This is a genomic window from Lentilitoribacter sp. EG35, assembly GCF_040784015.1.
Classification (GTDB): Bacteria; Pseudomonadota; Alphaproteobacteria; order Rhizobiales; family Rhizobiaceae; genus Lentilitoribacter.
The window spans coordinates 1-17409 of record NZ_JBFNGQ010000018.1; the positions used below are offsets into that span (position 1 = coordinate 1).

Consider the following 17409-nt stretch of genomic DNA (forward strand, 5'->3'; position numbering starts at 1 on the left):
CGTAAGCTTTAAAATCACCAAAAAATTTCGTGATAGCAGCTGTCAAACTCGTTTTACCATGATCAACGTGACCAATCGTGCCAATGTTTACGTGAGGCTTATTGCGCTCAAACTTTTCCTTTGCCATGATGTCCTACCTTATGTTTATCGGGCAAAAATAACGGCCTAAGGCCGGCGATGGCTTCACATCAAAACTAACATAAGCCACAAATGCGAAGTGCCAGCCTGATAAGACTTTAAGCGCCGTTTCGCAAGTAATTTATGTCATTTTTGAATGATTTGATGAAGCTTGATTAATATAGGTGTCATTTTTGCAAATGTAAGGGGTGGAACATCAACCATTTATACCCAAAATGTGAACTTTGGTGTGGGCGTTTCAAAATCCGCAATATCGTGCTCTTCACTGGCTTGCATCTCATATAAAGCTTCAAGCTGATCTGCTGCTTGCTTGGTTTGGACGAACTTATCCTCAGGCGAATAGAAAAATGCTTTTTGTAACGCTGTACGTAACGATTGAAACATTGTCTGTTTCGGTTGAACTTTATAGATAGAGCCAGTTGTTATATTTGAATGAAACATCTTAATCTCCTGTTGAATTTGAATCCAACATAGTAGTTGACTTATCATTTGTGAAACGAATATAACAAATAATCAAAATTTGAATTTCGAATAACAATAATAGATATGGCTAGCTAATGAATATTGATATCGGAAATCTTCGCGCGTTTTGCGTCGTTGCAGAAAAAGAAAGTTTCACCTTAGCGGCAGAACTTTTGGGCGCAACACAATCAACAATTTCAATGCGCGTTAAAAAGCTGGAACAATTATTAGGAAACAAATTGTTTGACAGCTCACCACATGGTGTTGAACTGACCAATTTCGGAACGGACTTCATCCCAAAGGCAAAAGATCTGCTTGGTGCACATGACAATACGCTGCACAGCATCACCCGCCAGAGTGAGAAGCAAAGTTTCAGGCTTGGTGTTACCTATCATGGAATAGATCAAAATCTGCCCGAACTTTTACGAATACTAAGCGAGAAGCTCCCCCAATATAGGATGTCCGTCAGCGTGTTAAGTTCGGAGGAACTATATGCAGGACTTGCCCGCCTGAAACTAGATACCATTGTCGCAAAACGACTTACTGGAGACCATAAGGGCCAAAGCCTGTTCAATGGTAAGCTTGTTTGGATGGCCTCTAAGGACTTTGAGTATGAGCCAGACAAGCCAGTTCCACTGGTATCTTTGGGCTCACCCTGCTCACTGCGGCAAATGGCGATTAACTCACTCAACGCGGCTAAAATTCCATGGCAAGAGGTGTTCATTGGATCAAATGTGTTTGCCGTGAAGGCAGCCATTTCAGCGGGATTGGGCATCGCATGCCTCGAACAAAGGACGCTTCCAGCAGATTGCAAGGTTCTGCCAGAAAAAATTGGCCTGTCGCCGCTTCCCTCAACTGAGTTTGTGCTGGAAGCAACTTCGTCTGCCAGAAAACAAGACGCATGCATGATCGATGCGATTACCGAATATTTTGAAGCACAAGAAGGTTAAATCGAGCGCTGATTTACGCGTTTCATTAGCTCCTGAGCTGTTTCCACCCGTTCGGAATAGCGGTCGACGAGGTAGTCGGACCGGCTTCGGGTAAGATGGGTGAATTTCACCAGCTCTTCGACCACATCGACAATGCGATTGTAAAAACCGGATGGCTTCATGCGCCCATTTTCATCAAACTCTGCCCATGCTTTGGCAACAGATGATTGATTGGGGATCGTAATCATCCGCATCCAACGGCCAAGAATTCGCATTTGATTCACAGCGTTGAAGCTTTGCGAACCACCACAAACTTGCATCACAGCCAGTGTTTTACCTTGTGTGGGGCGAACAGCACCAACGGACAACGGAATCCAATCGATTTGCGCTTTCATGATGCCAGTCATCGCGCCATGGCGTTCAGGTGACACCCAGATCATGCCTTCGGCCCACATGGCTAGTTTACGCAATTCTTGCACCTTTTCGTTATCTTCTGCTTCGACCGCATCGGGCAAAGGCAAATCACGCGGGTCAAAGATCTTTGCTTCGCAACCCAACGCCTCAAGCAGGCGTCTGGATTCTTCGGCCACAAAGCGTGAGAATGAGCGCTCTCGGAGCGAGCCATAAAGCAGCAAAATTCGTGGTGGGTGCGGTGGTTTATCCGCCCCGGCTAACTGTTCAATTTTAACTTGATGGAACTGCTCTTGATCCAAATTTTTCAACTCATCCATTATTTAATAATCTCACCATCTTCTTTGGTAAATGCACCTATCTCACCTGACAGCAGGGGTAAAACCTTCTCGGACGGACGGCAAAGTTTTACGCCTTTCGGAGAACACACAATCGGACGGTTGACCAGAACCGGATGCTCAAGCATGGCGTCTAACAACGCTTCATCTGAAACATTTTCATCGAGCAACCCCAGTTCTTCGGCAGGGGATTTTGACGTGCGCAGCGCTTGGCGCGGGGTGAGATCTGCCGCTGCAAACAACGCCAGTAATTGAGCGCGCGTCCAGCCTTCGGTGAGATATTCAATAACGATAGGTTCTTCGCCAGCAGCGCGAATCATCTCTAACACGTTGCGAGATGTGCCGCAGGCAGAATTATGGTGAATTACAATGCTCATTTAAATGCTTTCTAAAATTATAACTAACTGCAACATTTTACATTTTCAGAAGTAGGTTCAGATTTAACGGTACATCCGCAACCTTCCTTTCCCATTTTTTTGCCTTTTCATCTTCCAGACAACATGCGTTCGTGTTTTCAGTCGGCGAACCACCGCAACACTTGCTCTCATTCTTAAATCCAACATCAACAGGAACTGTCATTTACGCCTCGCGATAAATAGATCTCGTTTCAACAGCACTTCAATATCTTCTCAATTGCAGGCCTACAGACCTCTGGCTTTCCACCGCAACAATCCTCCAATAGGAAAGCCAATAAGTGTCCCATATTCTGAAAATCTATGAAGTAACGAATTCCTCGCCCTTCTCGCTTGTTTTTAAGCAAGCCAGCTTGCATTAATACGTTTAAATTCGCAGACATAGTGTTTTGTTTAACATTCAGCGCCTCACCAATTTCTCCGGCGAGCATACCCTTATCACCCGCCTTTACCATGAGACGAAAAACACTCAATCGTGTTTCTTGAGATAATGCCGAGAATGAGATGGTTGCAGTATTTATATCCATATATCATGATATATGGATATAAATATATTCTGTCAATACAGTTTTAGACCTTACTCGCACAAACGATAGCCACCTTTGCGGTAAGCAAGGTCAAAATGAAAATGATCTTTATGTGCTGCATTGGTTCCCGGACCTAGAACAGTCGTAAAATATGCACAAGCACCCGCACGAACTGCGGCTTGAAACTTGGCCGCATTCAAAGCGTGACCGGAAACCACTCCCGTTTTAGGCGACACAGGCATCACTTTTTTATCTGCGAACTTGAATCCGGTAATATCAATCCCATTGGCAAAACCATGTTCGCTGACTTTGGTGCCTTTCGCACCATAGCGCGTTCTGCACTGGTAGCTTGTTGACGTTTTTATCTCGATCAACTTTTTATCGAGATGCAGTTTAGCACTTGGCGCGGCGACATCAGAAACTAAGTCATCCAGCGCAAGAACAACTTCACATCGTGCGGTAATTTCACTTGAAAGGGCGATACCTTTACCAAGAGCAGAGAGTTTTAGTGGTCTTTCAACCAAGCAACCCTTAGGGTCACTAATCTTATCGAGAAGGATAAATTTAATTCTCCTCTTTTTTAATTCCGCCTCACATCTTTTTGCAGCGGCGAGAGTAAAAGGTGGCTTATTTTGAGCACCTTTAAACTTTGAAACCACCTTACTCTTTGCTTGAGCTGGATTTGTCACTTGCGGTAAAGGGGCGTCCGCTGGAACAGGTACTGACAAGTCATCTTCCGATAGTGCAGATGCTACGGCAATCAAATAAATAATAGCGGTAGTTGCGACGATACTCTTAACTTTTGCGAACATCAGTCTAGAATCGATCCTTTCGGCGTCTGATTTCTGTGAAAACCTGCTCATCGGTCGCGTTTTCCATATTCAAATTGGTGCGGATAGATTTGTCTGACACACGCAAGAAAGGATTCGTCGCAAGCTCAATACTCAGCATTGTCGGGACAGTACTTTCACCTTGTGATCTTAGGGCTGAAATTAACTCGCTACGATTTTTTAAATCTTCATTCTCAGGGTCAACTGTTAAGGCAAATTCGACATTATTTTGCGTATATTCATGACCACAGTAAATGATGGTTTCCGGCGGTAAGCTCATGAGCTTTTGCAAACTATTCCACATCTGCTCAGGCGTGCCTTCTTTGATGCGACCGCAACCCATAACAAACATTGTGTCACTTGCAAAAAGCGTATTATCATCAGGCAGGTAATAATTGATCAGATCAAGCGTATGCCCCGGTGTGTGCAGAACTTGAACATTTCTACCAGCAAATGAAAATTCATCACCGTCGGAAACTTTTTGATCGAGACCACTAATTTTCCCAGTTGGTTGGCTTGCAGGACCAATAATGTGGCAGCCTGTTTTTTCCTTTACTTCCGCGATACCATCCGTGTGGTCAAAATCGTGGTGTGTGACCCACAATTCGCTTAGTTTCCAGCCTGTTTCATCAAGTGCAGCCATGACAGCCGCTGCATCACCAGCGTCAACACATGCTGTTTCTCCAGTTTCTTCAGCGTGAATTAACACGCCGTAATTGTCCATCGGAGGCGATGCAAACTGATAAAACTTAAGCCCCATTACCAACTACCTTCATTTTCCATTGAAGCCCACGGCTCCTGAATAGGCAAGCTATCTCCTTCTTGAATAAATTCAATCGAGACATTGTCAGGCGATTTAACAAACGCCATACGTCCATCACGAGGAGGACGATTGATCACAACACCTTTATCCATCAAATCTTGACATGTTTTGTAAATATCATCGACTTTATAAGCCAAATGCCCCCAGGAGCGCCCGGTTTCGTAAACTTCTTTGCTTCCCCAATTATAGGTTAGCTCCAATTCAGGAGCACCATGTTCTTTCGCATGTGCGTGATCTTTTGGGGCCGCCAAAAAAATAAGTGTAAACTTGCCCTTCTCGTTTTCTGAACGTTTGGTCTCTATCAACCCCATTTTGTTACACCAAAAATCAAGCGAATCTTCTAGGTTAGTTACTCGAACCATTGTGTGTACGTAGCGCATTTCATATCCTCTCGGTGCACTATTTGGGTTATTCATCTAACAATACTTCAGTGAACCAATATTAACCTTTTTCGGCTAATACTTCCAAATATATGCAGGGTTTTATTTAACTGAAGTAGTTATCGCAGGCTTGGATCATTCAATCAATCTCGTTTTTATCGCATTCGAATTTAAATGATGTGGAGATAATGAATTCTATCGACAGCGATTAGGGACGAAGTGAAGATGGGCAACTTTTTCAAGACTAAGCTGGGATATTTCTCCGTTGTTCTGGTGTTGAGTATATCAGCACTATTTGGCACAAAGGTCACTTACGAATACTTCCACTTCAAACAAAACAAAACCTATCTTCAAGACCTCAGTCAACGATTGCTTGTAAGGGCAGAACTTGCAGCGGATTACGCAATTTTGGCACTTCATGAGGCGAACGTAAGTGCCGCCAGCACATGTGATGTTGAAAGCATAAATCGTCTTTCCGGTATTTTATACTCCCGCGGAAATATAAAAGACATTGCAATCCTAGATAAAGCAGGAAACATACGTTGCACCGCGATTGCAAGTGAAAGCGCGGTCGCTGATTTTAACCTGTCTGAGAAAAAGACCTTTATCTCACTTAATGAAAACATCAAGTTTCTGGAAATCGGCACAGGCAAGAATGGACTGATAGGCATATCTTGGCAATTCGAAAACAGCGGTTTGATGGCACTCATAAATCTTGATACATTGCTTTTTGATGTTTTCCCATCTGACTGGCGTGATAATTCCGTTGCCAGCATTGGCTTTAACAGCGAAAATCCAATTGGTGCGCGCGATAATGCGATGGCCTCCGAGAAAAGCCTTGTCACATACAGTGCATCATCTTCACGATATCCGCTCTTTGTCGAGTTATCGGTCAAAAAAGAGCAACTGATTACACATCAACGTGGGAATGAGCTGGCTTTCATTGTTGGTGGCGGCATCTTGGGCATCATATTCAGCTTACTTGTTGCACAACTACTGAGCCGCCCAGATAACCCGGTCACACTCATCAAACGCGGCATCGAAGGAGATGAATTTATTCCGTTCGTTCAACCATTGTTTGATCTAAAGAGCCGCAAAATAATCGGTGGCGAAGCGCTTATGCGTTGGGTCAAACCAGATGGTGAGATGATACCACCATACAAGTTCATACCAATTGCCGAAGATAGCGGCTTAATCGTACAAATGACGCGTACCATCATTAAGCAGACACTTGAACAGGTGGGTGATATTCTTAATCGCGACCAATCGCTTAAAATTTCCTTCAATATTATACCTGCTGATCTGGCCTCAGATTGTTTCGTCAACGATCTTATGAGTATTGTTGGGTGCTGCAATGTTCGCCCGGAACAAATTGTTTTGGAAATAACGGAACGGCAAGAAATTGAAGACACAAAGAAAACGGTTGAACAGATAAAAATATTAAAAGACCTCGGATTTCGTGTCGCGCTTGATGATACTGGAACAGGCCATAACGGGCTTTCTTACGTTCAAGATCTGCAAGCTGACATCATTAAGATTGATAAGAAATTCGTAGATTTCATCTCTGATGATGGGGGTGATGAAATTGTACAAATCCTTGTTCAGCTCGCTAAACGGATGAAAATGGAAACCATTGCCGAAGGTGTTGAGACAGAAAAACAAGCCAAAATCCTAACCAAACTTGGTGTGGATCAAGGGCAAGGTTATCTCATCGCAAAACCGATGCCGCCAGAGGAATTTTGTGCGCAGGTGGATAAACAACGCGCGTTGTAACAGGCGTGAAGTCCCCCCCTCACAAACATCTCACGATTATGCGAAGTGAAGTGATTTCACTTCCCAGACGAATACATACATATAAATACAATAAATAATTACGGCATTTCTCTTTTTGGGGTGGGAACACATATGGCAAAAGTTCAAAATATAAAATTCAATGGATCTTTGGGTTCATCATTGGCTGCTAAGCTACACTTACCTGATGGGCCAACACGTGCCTATGCGATATTTGCTCATTGTTTTACATGCACAAAGGATATTTTAGCAGCACGCAAGATTGCTGATGAGCTTTCCAAACGCGGAATAGCACTCTTGCGGTTTGATTTTACCGGATTAGGCGCATCTGCTGGCGACTTTGAAGATACAACATTTACGTCGAACATCGGAGATATTCTATCCGCTGCGGATTACTTACGCCAAAACTACGAAGCTCCATCAATACTTATTGGACATTCGCTTGGCGGGGCAGCAACGCTTGCAGCGGCTAATGATGTGCCTGAAGCAAAAGCCATTGCAACCATTGGCGCCCCTGCCGATGCCGATCATGTCATCCATAATTTCTCAGATCATCTTGATGAGATTGAAGTTAACGGTCTGGCCGAGCTCAAACTCGCCGGTCGACCATTTAAAATCAAACGCGAGTTTGTTGAAGATTTGCGAAATCAGACAATTGCCGAACGTGTATCCAAAATGAACAAAGCCCTCATGGTTCTGCATGCTCCAAATGATGCTACTGTTGGTATTGAGAATGCGGCTGAAATTTATACAGCTGCAAAACATCCAAAAAGCTTTGTATCACTTGATACTGCAGACCATCTTTTAAGCAACCCGAAAGACGTTGCCTATACTGCAGAAGTTATCGCCGCTTGGGCATCGCGCTACGTTGATTATGATCATGTTGCAGCACAAGGCGAAACGGTGGTTGGCGTTAATGTTACAGAAACCAAAGAAGGCAAATTTCAGAATGCTATTCGAGTTGGGCACCACTCATTGATTGCAGATGAACCTGAAAGCGTTGGCGGGCATGACACTGGCCCAACACCTTATGACTATTTGAATATCGCACTTGGCGCCTGCACATCCATGACCATCCGCATGTATGCTGACTTTAAGAAAATTCCACTGAACCGAGTTTCTGTGAATGTGACACACGATAAGGTTCATGCTCAAGATTGCGAAGCTTGTGAACTTGATGATGCAGCATCCGGCAAAATAGACCGTTTCGAACGCGCAATTACGTTAGAAGGTGATTTCGATGAAGCAACACAAGAAAAGATGCTCAAAATAGCTGACAAATGTCCCGTTCATAAAACGCTTGAAGCAAATGCTGCGATTGTGACTAAGTTCGCTGATTAAGCCAAATCTTTCTATCTATACATCGGCCTTAAATGAACTTATTAAGGTGTGCCAACTTCTATATTGAAATGACGTGCGATGCCCAACGTGGTTTGAAACCAAACAGAAGCTTTATTGCGCGCCTGATGGAAATCAAAAGCAGCTTGATCCTCGAAGGCCTCCGCAACAAGCAAACGGTTTGCAGTATCCGGGCATGGTTTTACATCAAATGAAATACAGCCAGCTTCCGCCATAGTCAGCTCTATATGCTTTGGTAGCGCATTCATAACAGCATCCCAACGCTCAGCGGGAACATCCAAATAACCGTTCAAATAAATTTTGTTATCATCAACCATCTGAAACACTCACCAGAACTCATTGCATATTTGGTTTCTTAAAAATTCCTATGAAATTTGGAAAAATAGAAGAGATTCCACTTAGATGCATCCAAACTATTTCACTGTTATTGTGATAGGATCGCCTTTGACTATCAGCTTTTCTGTGCCACGTTTACGCGCTACAAATATTAGTTCCCTAGCTGGGACTTCTTTTCCGCAACTCACACTATTTATAGTGCCTTTCTTACCTCGTTTAAATTTCCCTAACTTGGTTTTTGGTAACTTTCCAAAACTACCAGGCGCGCGCTTTGAATCACAATTCTTATGCCTTACACCCTTCAAGACAGCACTTTGACCTACATTTAATGTGACTTTGTTATAGTAAGGTATGTTATCAGCGTGAACTGCCCCTGAACTTACAGACAGAATAAGCGTCACGCATATTGTAGATAAAAAAGATTTCATGATCATTCTCGTAAATTGCCTTGAATTAGTTGGATTTCCAGAACCACTTTGACATGTCGTGCATATCAGATCAATAAGTCTTATACTCATTATTTATCGTCTTTTTTGGACAAGCTGTTATTTATGATTGCTCCTACGCTACCTAAAATCACATTTTCAGGGAGCACATCATGGCCTTCAAAACTGACATCGAAATTGCGCGCGAAGCAAAAAAGCAACCCATTCAGGAAATTGGTGCAAAGCTAGGTATCCCAAATGATGATCTGCTACCGTTTGGCCATGACAAGGCGAAGGTATCTGCCGAATTCATCAGAGCTCAGGAGGGTAAAAAAGACGGTAAGCTAATTCTGGTTACCGCCATCAACCCGACACCAGCAGGAGAAGGCAAAACAACAACAACTGTTGGCTTGGGCGACGGCCTTAACTCAATTGGTAAAAAAGCAGCGATTTGTATTCGCGAAGCCTCATTAGGACCATGCTTTGGCATGAAAGGTGGCGCAGCTGGTGGTGGATACGCACAGGTTGTTCCAATGGAAGACATGAACCTTCATTTCACGGGCGATTTCCATGCCATCACATCAGCGCATAATCTATTATCAGCTATGATTGATAATCATGTTTATTGGGGCAATGAACAAGAGATTGATATTCGACGCATTGTCTGGCGTCGCGTTATGGATATGAATGATCGTGCCCTTCGCCAGATCACGGCATCTCTCGGCGGGATTGCCAACGGCTTTCCGCGCGAAGCTGGCTTTGATATCACAGTCGCATCAGAGGTTATGGCAATCTTGTGCCTATCCAATAATCTGGAAGACCTGCAGAAGCGTCTTGGCGATATCATCGTTGCCTATCGCCGTGATCGCACACCAATTTATTGCCGCGATATTAAAGCCGATGGTGCGATGACTGTTCTGCTCAAAGATGCGATGCAGCCAAACCTTGTTCAAACATTAGAAAACAATCCCGCCTTTGTGCATGGCGGACCATTTGCAAATATTGCTCATGGCTGCAACTCTGTTGTTGCGACAAAAACAGCTCTTAAGTTGGCTGACTACGTTGTTACAGAGGCAGGCTTTGGCGCTGATCTTGGCGCTGAAAAATTCATGAACATCAAATGCCGCAAAGCAGGCATCGCACCGGATGCCGTTGTGCTTGTGGCTACAATTCGTGCAATGAAAATGAATGGTGGCGTTGCGAAAGCTGATCTTGGCAGTGAAAATGTCGATGCCGTGAAAAACGGTTGTGCGAACCTAGGGCGCCATATTGAAAATGTGAAATCATTTGGCGTTCCGGTCGTTGTTGCGATCAACCATTTTGTGACTGATACCGATAGCGAAGTTGAAGCGGTTAAAGAATATGTGGCCAGCCTAGGTTCAGAAGCCATACTTTGTAAGCATTGGGCGCATGGCTCTGACGGCATTCAAGAACTTGCCCATCAAGTGGTGAAAATGGCTGAAAGCGATATGGCCGCCTTCCACCCGCTCTACCCTGACGACATGCCATTATTCGAGAAAATCGAAACTATTGCAAAACGCATCTACCGCGCTGATGAGGTTCTTGCAGACAAAAAAATCCGCGACCAACTTAGAGCTTGGGAAACTGCAGGCTATGGCCATTTACCTGTTTGCATGGCCAAAACTCAATATTCATTCTCAACAGACCCTAGTCTTCGTGGTGCACCGACTGGCCACTCAATGCCGGTTCGTGAAGTTCGTTTATCCGCCGGCGCTGGCTTTATTGTGGTTATCTGCGGTGAAATCATGACAATGCCGGGCCTGCCTCGTACGCCGTCGGCAGAACAGATTATGCTTAATGAAGAAGGTTTGATTGAAGGTCTGTTCTAGAGTTTACCAAGTCAAAATTTAACCAAACCTTCCGCTGCGAAAGTCGGCGGAAGGTCTTGTATTATTAGAAGGTCAATTTTATAGCCACGCCTTAGATGGATATCTCAACTCGCCATATTATGTTCCGTGATGAAATTGCAGGAACCTCTCTGTCCTTTGAGAGCCCGCATGACATCATAACGGCACACACGCCGGAAGAACTCATAGATGTTTTGCAGGAAATTGAGTTGCGGGGTGCATCGGGCAACTGGGTTGCTGGATATCTAAGTTATGAGGCCGGATATTGCTTTGAAGAAAAGTTAAAAAAGATTATCCCGAGCAACAGGCGTGCACCGCTTGCCTGTTTTGGCATTTTTGATAACCCTTCCTCAAACACCACACCAGCAACCCAAGCGCCAGCTGATACCAATCGCACACGTTTCGGCAGACCAGTTCCACTATGGGATTTCGATACCTATGCCGAAAAGTTCGATCAACTAACGCAACATATGAAAATCGGGAATTGTTATCAAGGGAATTTAACCTTTCCGATGACATCGCAATGGCAGGGCAACCCATTTGAGCTATTCGAACGATTGCGTGACATTCAGCCTGTGAACCATGCAGCTTTTGTTGATCTTGGTGGACCGATCATCTTGTCCCGATCGCCAGAGATGTTCTTTCAAGTCGATCAAGAGGGTTGGATTGAATCACGACCCATGAAAGGCACAGCGCCACGTGGCACTACAAAAATTGAAGATCAAGCTATCATTACAACACTCAAGAATGACCCTAAGAACCTCAGTGAAAATGTTATGATTGTAGATCTGTTGAGAAATGATATCTCGCATATATGCGACGCCGGTTCTGTTTGTGTTCCACAGTTATATCAGCTGAAAACATATGCAACATTGCACCAATTGGTAAGTCGCGTTCGCGGCAAGGTGAAAGCCGGAACACGCTTTGCCGATATAGTGCGAGCACTGTTTCCTTGCGGGTCCATTACGGGTGTTCCGAAGATTAGAACAATGGAAATATTGACCGAGCTTGAAGACCATCAGCCACGCGATGTATATTGCGGTGCAATTGGCTGGATAGCACCCTCCGGAGCGATGCAATTTAATGTGCCCATTCGCACGATTAGTCTATATGATGACCAGACCGCCTTGTTTAACGTGGGCGGCGGCGTGACATTGGAATCAACCGCGAAATCTGAATATGAAGAATGTCTGACAAAAGCAAAATTTGCGACCGAACTGGCGAAGATTTCTAATTGATTGGCAGCAGGCAAAATTAAACCCCACCATCAAGTTACATAGTGGGGTTATTTGTAAGACTGTGAATACGACCTACCAGCCAAAGGCAAATGTTGCGCCTGCATTGCCATTACCATTTTGGTTGGCATGCGCATCAGTATTTTTCCCAAACTGAAACAAACCGTGAGAGTTATTGTTACCCACTTGCTGAACAGTTCCGTTGTGACCGTTGCCGTGTTGATGAACAATACCCTGATTGCCTGATCCATTTTGCGCAACGCCAGCATTGTTGCCATTTCCATTTTGCGTGATGCCACCTTGAGATTTAATGCCTTTAACAATTGAATAGAATGCTAGCCCTGTCTTGATAGCATTTGCATCTTGGGAGTTTTGTGCAGCAATATCGATTTGAATTTGACCACCTGCTTGCGCGGGCAGTACAGCCAATGAAGCCAGTGTAATAGCTGTAATGCCAGTTGCGATTGAAGTCATTGATTTACGTGTAAGTGAAGTCATGATTTATTTCCCTAGTATATAAATTATCTGATGACTTCAATCTACAACCCGCCAACTGAACCTAATCCCAACACCTTGTTCATATTCCATTAACCATAGAAAATCACTTATTGCTGGTGTATGAAAACAACAAACCCCGCGGTGAGCGGGGTTTATGGAAAGTCAAAAATCTGAATATGCACTATTTGATTATCTCCTGACATTCAGCAACTTGGTCGTCAAATATGATATGCAGATTTGCATTATATGCAGCCTGTCCTTTACTCACGACAACCTGGCTCAATGTTTGCTGTTCACCATTAGAAGTTAGGAATTCCCCACCTTGAGTGATATTTATGCCAGTGCCATTACTAATACCAAATTGATAACGTCCTAAGCCGGCATGTTCGGCTTCAACTGTTGCTTTAACCAAAAACGTATTACCCTGTTGTGTTGCTTCTATTTGACATAATGCAGCATCAGAATTTGCTTCCAAGGCCTGTACGGTAACGACGGAATAACCCACGATTGCTGGTAGTAGCATGCTTGCTAAAAAACCAACTTGAACGACTTTGTTTTTAATAATCATTTATTGTCTCCTTTATCATTATCCGGTGATGTGATTGGGTTTCATCATCACCGGATAGAGCCAAATCCATTAGGGGCAAACTTGAACAAACGCTGCCGTATTACCTGCGCCATTTTGATCAACATCCGCAGAGCAACCATTACCAACCTGAACACCAGCGGCGATATTGCCATGACCATCTTGTGTTAGAACTGATGTATGATTGGCACCAAATTGGCCAACACCAGCCGAGTTAAAGCTTCCAAGCTGATCCGTCGTTGACGCATTATTCACGCCTACTTGACCAGTTGCAGCCGTGTTGTGATGACCATCCTGCGTGCTGGTTACATCATTATTAATGCCATCTTGAAAAACACCAATTATATTATGAACGCCAATTTGTCCGCCACCGGCATTGTTACCAAAGCCGAACTGTTGGATGGAAACATCATTTGCCATAACTGGGCTTGCGAAGATGCCAAGTGCGATTGCTGCTGTAATTACGAGTTTATGTGTCATTTTCTTTTCCCTAAAATTGAGTTGTATTGTTTAATGCAACTCATCTTTAGAACAGAGCAATTGAACGAAAACTGAAGGTGCTATTCATCTAGCGTTCATTATTTATTAACTCAGTTTTTGACAGACCCTTAGTTTACCAATTTGCTATATAAGATACGCGACAGTAAGAAACTCAGTTAACGCGAAGGCTAATCTAATATGCCCATTGCTCGATATCTCTCTCATCCCCAAGTTTTAATTAACCCGGACAAAGATGTTCCAAAATGGAGCCTGAATGAAATTGGGCAAGCGCGGGTGAAGCAACTTACAGAGCGCATCACAAAGGAAGATATTCTTTCCGATACGAAATATGTGATTTCAAGCAACGAAACAAAAGCATTAGAAACCGCCGAACCAATTGTTGATATTTTGGGCTGCACATTAACGATCTGCCCTCTCATGCATGAAAATGACCGCAGCTCAACTGGCTTTCTAAAACCTGATGAATTTGAAAGGGTAGCCGATCAATTTTTCGCCAACCCTGATATAAGCGCTCGAGGTTGGGAAACGGCTCAACACGCGCAAACACGCATATTACAACAGGTGAATGAAAGTCTCAGTTCTCATAAACACGACGATGTTCTTTTTGTCGGACATGGCGGCGTTGGCACATTGTTATATTGCGCATTATCAGGAAATGAAATTCACCGTAAGTTTGACCAAGGTGCAGCCAATACTGGTGCTGTCGGCGGTGGAAATTACTTTGCCTTCGATATCAACACAAAAAAACCATTGCATGGCTGGCACGCAATGGAAGAGATGAAATAAAAAAGGCGGTCAGAGCGACCGCCTCCGTCTCTATCAATATTCATATTCGGTGATATATTTCTTATTCACCCAGCCCCACTGGTCAGCATATTTGACCTTACACCAATCGCTAGCGTCTTCTTTATAGATACAGCGCTCAACCCAAATTCCCCATCCGTTGTCCGGGATTGCAGCTACTTTTTGTGAATAGGAAGCCGGCCATTTTCGCATGTTCAAAACATCCCAAGAAGCAACACCATCCACATAAGCGTGGTATCCTGCTTTGTAGCCACCGGCGTGGCTTGCTGTCGTCAAAGGAAGTGTAGCCGCGAAAGCTACAAGGGCAACAATTGTGTTCTTAGCGATTGAATTAATATTTGTCATAGTCCCCTCCAAGGAATTCAAGAATTAATCTTGAACCCAACATAGAGAAGAAAAACTGAACAACACTTGAGCGCCCAATTCATATTGGGTTCAGGTTTCGCTCAGTCTAATTTTATTCCGGAAGGCTCATAAGCTTAATCACTGCTCATGTTACCCTTTCAAAATTCTATGCGCTCGATATCAAGGAAGTTGATTGTCGAACCATCATCAAGCGTGATGATACCATCGGCGTCATCACTTAATGAAAGACTGTTTGCATCTTGTGAATCAATCGATCCAGATGTCAGTGACACTGTCCAATCCGTGCCATACTCGCCCAGATCACCACCAGTATCTGATAATTGAATAGTATCAGTCCATCCGCCACCTTCACCGCCGCTGATGATGTCAGCTCCATCACCTTCGGAAAATAAGAACATATCGCTTCCGCTTTCGCCGTAAAGGGTGTCGTTGCCTGTACCACCCGTCAGAATATCATTGCCGCCGCCGCCCCAAATAGTGTCGTTACCTGCGCCGCCATCAACAGTATCAACGATCGCCGTGTTGTTACTTGTGTCGAAAGTGTCATTACCAGCACCTAGCTGAAAACTCATATCACTCGATCCGCCATACACATTATCGGCGTGATCTGAGCCAACAAAGCTTTCAATACTTGTGTAGCTATCGCCATCGGCTTCACCACCATGTCCGCCAGCTGATACATTCTGCATTTCACCGCCAGAACCCATGCCATCTGTGTCTTGAAAAGCAACATTAACACCCGCGGTCGCATTTGAATAATCGACTGTATCTGTTCCGGCCCCGCCGTCAAAAGTATCAGCTCCGCTTCCGCTTACGAGAACGTCATTACCATCTCCACCATTCAGGGTGTCACCAGTGGCCGGTGTCATTTCAAACAGTTGAACATTATCCAGTGCTGTTCCACCATAGTCAACATTGCCAACCTCAACAAACTGAATAGTATTACTACCATCGCCCGACCCGCCAACAACAGTGAAGGAATTGGAAGACATTGTCGTTGTACCTGAAGTTATTGTGTCAATTAATTCTCCGTTCCAGTAGACCTCCACACTCGCGTCATATCCACCCGTTGCAGCTGTATCAAAACTTAATTGATATGATGTACCTGTCGACAAACCAGATAATGCCTGCTCAATATCAATGTTTCCAGGAGCCTCGTCCATATCAAGATAGTAGTTACCCTCAGTAGTGTTGACGCTTCTTTGGCCATCGGCATAAAACTGAAAACCCGGACCAGAATTCAACGTCCAACCCGAAGAGGTATTCTCAAATCCACCGTTCGTTATGAGGTTGGAGCCAGTTGTTGCCATTCCATCGGCATCTCCAGCGATAAGCACATCATCGCCATCCCCCCCATTCAATGTATCCTGACCACCAAACCCATGCATAATATCAGTATTTGAAGTGCCTGTGAGAGTTTCAGCACCATCAGTGCCTAACTGAATTCCAATGGTTTCTGTATAGGTATTGCCACCACTATCAGTTACCTGAACGTCGACAGTATCACTATAAACTGATGATGCGTCATGTTCCGCAACCAACTTGATATCACCAGTGTTTGTGTCGATTTCAAATTTGCCGCCAGCATCGTCTGTCAAAGCAAACGTAAACGTTTCACCAGAATCAACATCGATAACAGAATCGACGCCGCCAATAACTGAACCTGCGCCGATTGTATTTGATACTCCTATATCCAATCCAGCATTACCGCCAAAGGTCATATCGGTTGGGCCTTCATTGACATCACTGACATCAATCGTAAAGCTTTGGGTTGAGATTGTGCCATCATCAGAAGTGGCAGTCACTTCAATCGTGTGTGAGGTATCTGTTTCATAATCAAGACCAGAGGCCACAGTCACAACACCCGTATTGGCATCAATGGCAAAGAACCCGCCCGGGTTAGACGAGAGTGAATAGCTTACATGATCGCTCGCATCCGCATCAGAGGCAAACGCCGTCACACCAACCACGGAACCCGTGGAGGCGTTTTCAGCAACACTATTACCAGACCCATCTGTGTCACTGATCGCTGTGATCGATGTCTCGTTCACATCATTCACACCAATCGTAAAGGTCTCATTAGACGTCGATCCATCATCTGAGGTCGCAACAACGGTAATATTATGTGAACTCGCACTTTCCGCATCCAAAGGTCCTGTGGTCGTCACAACACCTGTGTTCGCATCAATGGTAAACAATCCGCCTGCATCATCAGACAGGGAATAGCTGATATTATCAGAGGCATCTGCATCTGTGGCAAACGCCGTAATCCCAACCACAGAACCCGCAGAGGCATTCTCATCAATATTGTTTGCACTACCATTGCTATCGGTGATCGCGCCCACATCAACTTCATCAATATCAGAGACCGCTAAGGTAAACGTCTCTT

General features: G+C 44.3%; 22 protein-coding genes. 6 read left to right on the top strand and 16 right to left on the bottom strand.

Annotated elements, in window-relative coordinates:
- Together AB2J24_RS19325 and AB2J24_RS19330 are read right to left on the bottom strand one after the other, a co-directional pair.
- A partial coding sequence (locus tag AB2J24_RS19325) for a GTP-binding protein (protein ID WP_367384521.1) occupies window positions 1-127 on the bottom strand: 127 nt, incomplete at its 3' end.
- A gap of 215 nt (window positions 128-342) precedes the next feature.
- Window positions 343-579 (bottom strand): hypothetical protein, encoded by a 237-nt coding sequence (locus tag AB2J24_RS19330; RefSeq protein ID WP_367386731.1) that lies wholly within the window; start codon window positions 577-579, stop codon window positions 343-345.
- A gap of 116 nt (window positions 580-695) precedes the next feature.
- On the opposite strand from AB2J24_RS19330, the gene AB2J24_RS19335 reads away from it, so the two are divergent.
- Window positions 696-1550, top strand: coding sequence for a LysR family transcriptional regulator (locus AB2J24_RS19335; protein ID WP_367386732.1), 855 nt, complete (start codon window positions 696-698; stop codon window positions 1548-1550).
- Here AB2J24_RS19335 and arsH read toward each other — a convergent pair.
- The 7 genes from arsH to AB2J24_RS19370 are packed head-to-tail and all read right to left on the bottom strand — an operon-like array spanning window position 1547 to window position 5251.
- Window positions 1547-2260 (bottom strand): arsenical resistance protein ArsH, encoded by a 714-nt coding sequence (arsH, locus tag AB2J24_RS19340; protein WP_367386733.1) that lies wholly within the window; start codon window positions 2258-2260, stop codon window positions 1547-1549. The genes AB2J24_RS19335 and arsH overlap by 4 nt on opposite strands.
- Window positions 2260-2655, bottom strand: coding sequence for an arsenate reductase (glutaredoxin) (arsC, locus tag AB2J24_RS19345; RefSeq protein WP_367386734.1), 396 nt, complete (start codon window positions 2653-2655; stop codon window positions 2260-2262). Before arsC ends, arsH begins: the two co-directional genes overlap by 1 nt.
- A gap of 37 nt (window positions 2656-2692) precedes the next feature.
- Entirely contained in the window at window positions 2693-2857 is a 165-nt protein-coding gene (locus AB2J24_RS19350; protein WP_367386735.1) for a hypothetical protein, read from the bottom strand.
- 28 nt (window positions 2858-2885) lie between these two features.
- Entirely contained in the window at window positions 2886-3218 is a 333-nt protein-coding gene (locus tag AB2J24_RS19355) for an ArsR/SmtB family transcription factor (protein WP_162654040.1), read from the bottom strand.
- Window positions 3219-3268: 50 nt separating this feature from the next.
- Window positions 3269-4081, bottom strand: coding sequence for an extensin family protein (locus AB2J24_RS19360; RefSeq protein ID WP_367386736.1), 813 nt, complete (start codon window positions 4079-4081; stop codon window positions 3269-3271).
- Complete coding sequence (gene gloB / locus AB2J24_RS19365; RefSeq protein WP_367386737.1) at window positions 4035-4808, bottom strand: hydroxyacylglutathione hydrolase; 774 nt, start codon at window positions 4806-4808, stop codon at window positions 4035-4037. Before gloB ends, AB2J24_RS19360 begins: the two co-directional genes overlap by 47 nt.
- Window positions 4808-5251, bottom strand: a complete 444-nt coding sequence (locus AB2J24_RS19370) for a VOC family protein (protein ID WP_162654043.1) — start codon at window positions 5249-5251, stop codon at window positions 4808-4810. The genes gloB and AB2J24_RS19370 overlap by 1 nt, the downstream gene beginning before the upstream one ends.
- Before the next feature lie 225 nt (window positions 5252-5476).
- Here AB2J24_RS19370 and AB2J24_RS19375 point away from each other — a divergent pair, with 225 nt between their 5' ends.
- Window positions 5477-7024: an EAL domain-containing protein gene (locus AB2J24_RS19375; protein ID WP_367386738.1), complete on the top strand. Its 1548-nt coding sequence runs from the start codon at window positions 5477-5479 to the stop codon at window positions 7022-7024.
- Window positions 7025-7156: 132 nt separating this feature from the next.
- On the top strand, window positions 7157-8383 hold the full coding sequence (locus AB2J24_RS19380; protein ID WP_367386739.1) for an alpha/beta fold hydrolase: 1227 nt from the start codon (window positions 7157-7159) through the stop codon (window positions 8381-8383).
- A gap of 41 nt (window positions 8384-8424) precedes the next feature.
- Here AB2J24_RS19380 and AB2J24_RS19385 read toward each other — a convergent pair whose 3' ends face one another.
- Both AB2J24_RS19385 and AB2J24_RS19390 read right to left on the bottom strand, forming a co-directional pair.
- Window positions 8425-8718: a putative quinol monooxygenase gene (locus AB2J24_RS19385; protein ID WP_367386740.1), complete on the bottom strand. Its 294-nt coding sequence runs from the start codon at window positions 8716-8718 to the stop codon at window positions 8425-8427.
- A gap of 96 nt (window positions 8719-8814) precedes the next feature.
- Window positions 8815-9165 (bottom strand): hypothetical protein, encoded by a 351-nt coding sequence (locus AB2J24_RS19390; RefSeq protein ID WP_162654047.1) that lies wholly within the window; start codon window positions 9163-9165, stop codon window positions 8815-8817.
- A gap of 170 nt (window positions 9166-9335) precedes the next feature.
- On the opposite strand from AB2J24_RS19390, the gene AB2J24_RS19395 reads away from it, so the two are divergent.
- Together AB2J24_RS19395 and AB2J24_RS19400 are read left to right on the top strand one after the other, a co-directional pair.
- Window positions 9336-11012: a formate--tetrahydrofolate ligase gene (locus AB2J24_RS19395; protein WP_420883674.1), complete on the top strand. Its 1677-nt coding sequence runs from the start codon at window positions 9336-9338 to the stop codon at window positions 11010-11012.
- Between the two features lie 95 nt (window positions 11013-11107).
- A complete protein-coding gene (locus AB2J24_RS19400; RefSeq protein WP_367386741.1) occupies window positions 11108-12268 on the top strand; it encodes an aminodeoxychorismate synthase component I in 1161 nt (386 codons plus the stop codon).
- 72 nt (window positions 12269-12340) lie between these two features.
- On the opposite strand, the gene AB2J24_RS19405 is transcribed toward AB2J24_RS19400, so the two are convergent.
- From AB2J24_RS19405 to AB2J24_RS19415, 3 genes are all read right to left on the bottom strand, one after another.
- A complete protein-coding gene (locus tag AB2J24_RS19405) occupies window positions 12341-12763 on the bottom strand; it encodes a curlin (RefSeq protein WP_367386742.1) in 423 nt (140 codons plus the stop codon).
- A gap of 181 nt (window positions 12764-12944) precedes the next feature.
- Entirely contained in the window at window positions 12945-13331 is a 387-nt protein-coding gene (gene csgH / locus AB2J24_RS19410; protein ID WP_367386743.1) for a curli-like amyloid fiber formation chaperone CsgH, read from the bottom strand.
- 69 nt (window positions 13332-13400) lie between these two features.
- Window positions 13401-13829 carry a curlin gene (locus tag AB2J24_RS19415; RefSeq protein ID WP_162654051.1) on the bottom strand — a complete coding sequence of 143 codons (429 nt, stop codon included), beginning with the start codon at window positions 13827-13829 and terminating at the stop codon, window positions 13401-13403.
- Between the two features lie 198 nt (window positions 13830-14027).
- Between AB2J24_RS19415 and AB2J24_RS19420 the strand changes: the two genes are divergently transcribed.
- Window positions 14028-14636 carry a histidine phosphatase family protein gene (locus AB2J24_RS19420; protein WP_367386744.1) on the top strand — a complete coding sequence of 203 codons (609 nt, stop codon included), beginning with the start codon at window positions 14028-14030 and terminating at the stop codon, window positions 14634-14636.
- A 33-nt stretch (window positions 14637-14669) separates the two neighbouring features.
- On the opposite strand, the gene AB2J24_RS19425 is transcribed toward AB2J24_RS19420, so the two are convergent.
- Window positions 14670-14999 (bottom strand): SH3 domain-containing protein, encoded by a 330-nt coding sequence (locus AB2J24_RS19425; RefSeq protein WP_162654053.1) that lies wholly within the window; start codon window positions 14997-14999, stop codon window positions 14670-14672.
- 158 nt (window positions 15000-15157) lie between these two features.
- The coding region (locus tag AB2J24_RS19430; RefSeq protein WP_367386745.1) for a cadherin domain-containing protein at window positions 15158-17409 on the bottom strand (2252 nt) is incomplete at its 5' end.

What these genes read in the sequence shown, in the direction of transcription:
- AB2J24_RS19360 (WP_367386736.1), bottom strand. Translation starts at nt 4,081, where the DNA reads ATGAGCAGGTTTTCACAGAAATCAGACGCCGAAAGGATCGATTCTAGA.
- AB2J24_RS19405 (WP_367386742.1), bottom strand. Translation starts at nt 12,763, where the DNA reads ATGACTTCACTTACACGTAAATCAATGACTTCAATCGCAACTGGCATT.
- AB2J24_RS19400 (WP_367386741.1), top strand. Translation starts at nt 11,108, where the DNA reads ATGGATATCTCAACTCGCCATATTATGTTCCGTGATGAAATTGCAGGA.
- AB2J24_RS19395 (WP_420883674.1), top strand. Translation starts at nt 9,336, where the DNA reads ATGGCCTTCAAAACTGACATCGAAATTGCGCGCGAAGCAAAAAAGCAA.
- AB2J24_RS19385 (WP_367386740.1), bottom strand. Translation starts at nt 8,718, where the DNA reads ATGGTTGATGATAACAAAATTTATTTGAACGGTTATTTGGATGTTCCC.
- AB2J24_RS19390 (WP_162654047.1), bottom strand. Translation starts at nt 9,165, where the DNA reads ATGAAATCTTTTTTATCTACAATATGCGTGACGCTTATTCTGTCTGTA.
- AB2J24_RS19420 (WP_367386744.1), top strand. Translation starts at nt 14,028, where the DNA reads ATGCCCATTGCTCGATATCTCTCTCATCCCCAAGTTTTAATTAACCCG.
- AB2J24_RS19425 (WP_162654053.1), bottom strand. Translation starts at nt 14,999, where the DNA reads ATGACAAATATTAATTCAATCGCTAAGAACACAATTGTTGCCCTTGTA.
- AB2J24_RS19335 (WP_367386732.1), top strand. Translation starts at nt 696, where the DNA reads ATGAATATTGATATCGGAAATCTTCGCGCGTTTTGCGTCGTTGCAGAA.
- AB2J24_RS19330 (WP_367386731.1), bottom strand. Translation starts at nt 579, where the DNA reads ATGTTTCATTCAAATATAACAACTGGCTCTATCTATAAAGTTCAACCG.
- csgH (WP_367386743.1), bottom strand. Translation starts at nt 13,331, where the DNA reads ATGATTATTAAAAACAAAGTCGTTCAAGTTGGTTTTTTAGCAAGCATG.
- AB2J24_RS19350 (WP_367386735.1), bottom strand. Translation starts at nt 2,857, where the DNA reads ATGACAGTTCCTGTTGATGTTGGATTTAAGAATGAGAGCAAGTGTTGC.
- AB2J24_RS19415 (WP_162654051.1), bottom strand. Translation starts at nt 13,829, where the DNA reads ATGACACATAAACTCGTAATTACAGCAGCAATCGCACTTGGCATCTTC.
- AB2J24_RS19355 (WP_162654040.1), bottom strand. Translation starts at nt 3,218, where the DNA reads ATGGATATAAATACTGCAACCATCTCATTCTCGGCATTATCTCAAGAA.
- AB2J24_RS19380 (WP_367386739.1), top strand. Translation starts at nt 7,157, where the DNA reads ATGGCAAAAGTTCAAAATATAAAATTCAATGGATCTTTGGGTTCATCA.
- AB2J24_RS19375 (WP_367386738.1), top strand. Translation starts at nt 5,477, where the DNA reads ATGGGCAACTTTTTCAAGACTAAGCTGGGATATTTCTCCGTTGTTCTG.
- gloB (WP_367386737.1), bottom strand. Translation starts at nt 4,808, where the DNA reads ATGGGGCTTAAGTTTTATCAGTTTGCATCGCCTCCGATGGACAATTAC.
- arsH (WP_367386733.1), bottom strand. Translation starts at nt 2,260, where the DNA reads ATGGATGAGTTGAAAAATTTGGATCAAGAGCAGTTCCATCAAGTTAAA.
- AB2J24_RS19370 (WP_162654043.1), bottom strand. Translation starts at nt 5,251, where the DNA reads ATGCGCTACGTACACACAATGGTTCGAGTAACTAACCTAGAAGATTCG.
- arsC (WP_367386734.1), bottom strand. Translation starts at nt 2,655, where the DNA reads ATGAGCATTGTAATTCACCATAATTCTGCCTGCGGCACATCTCGCAAC.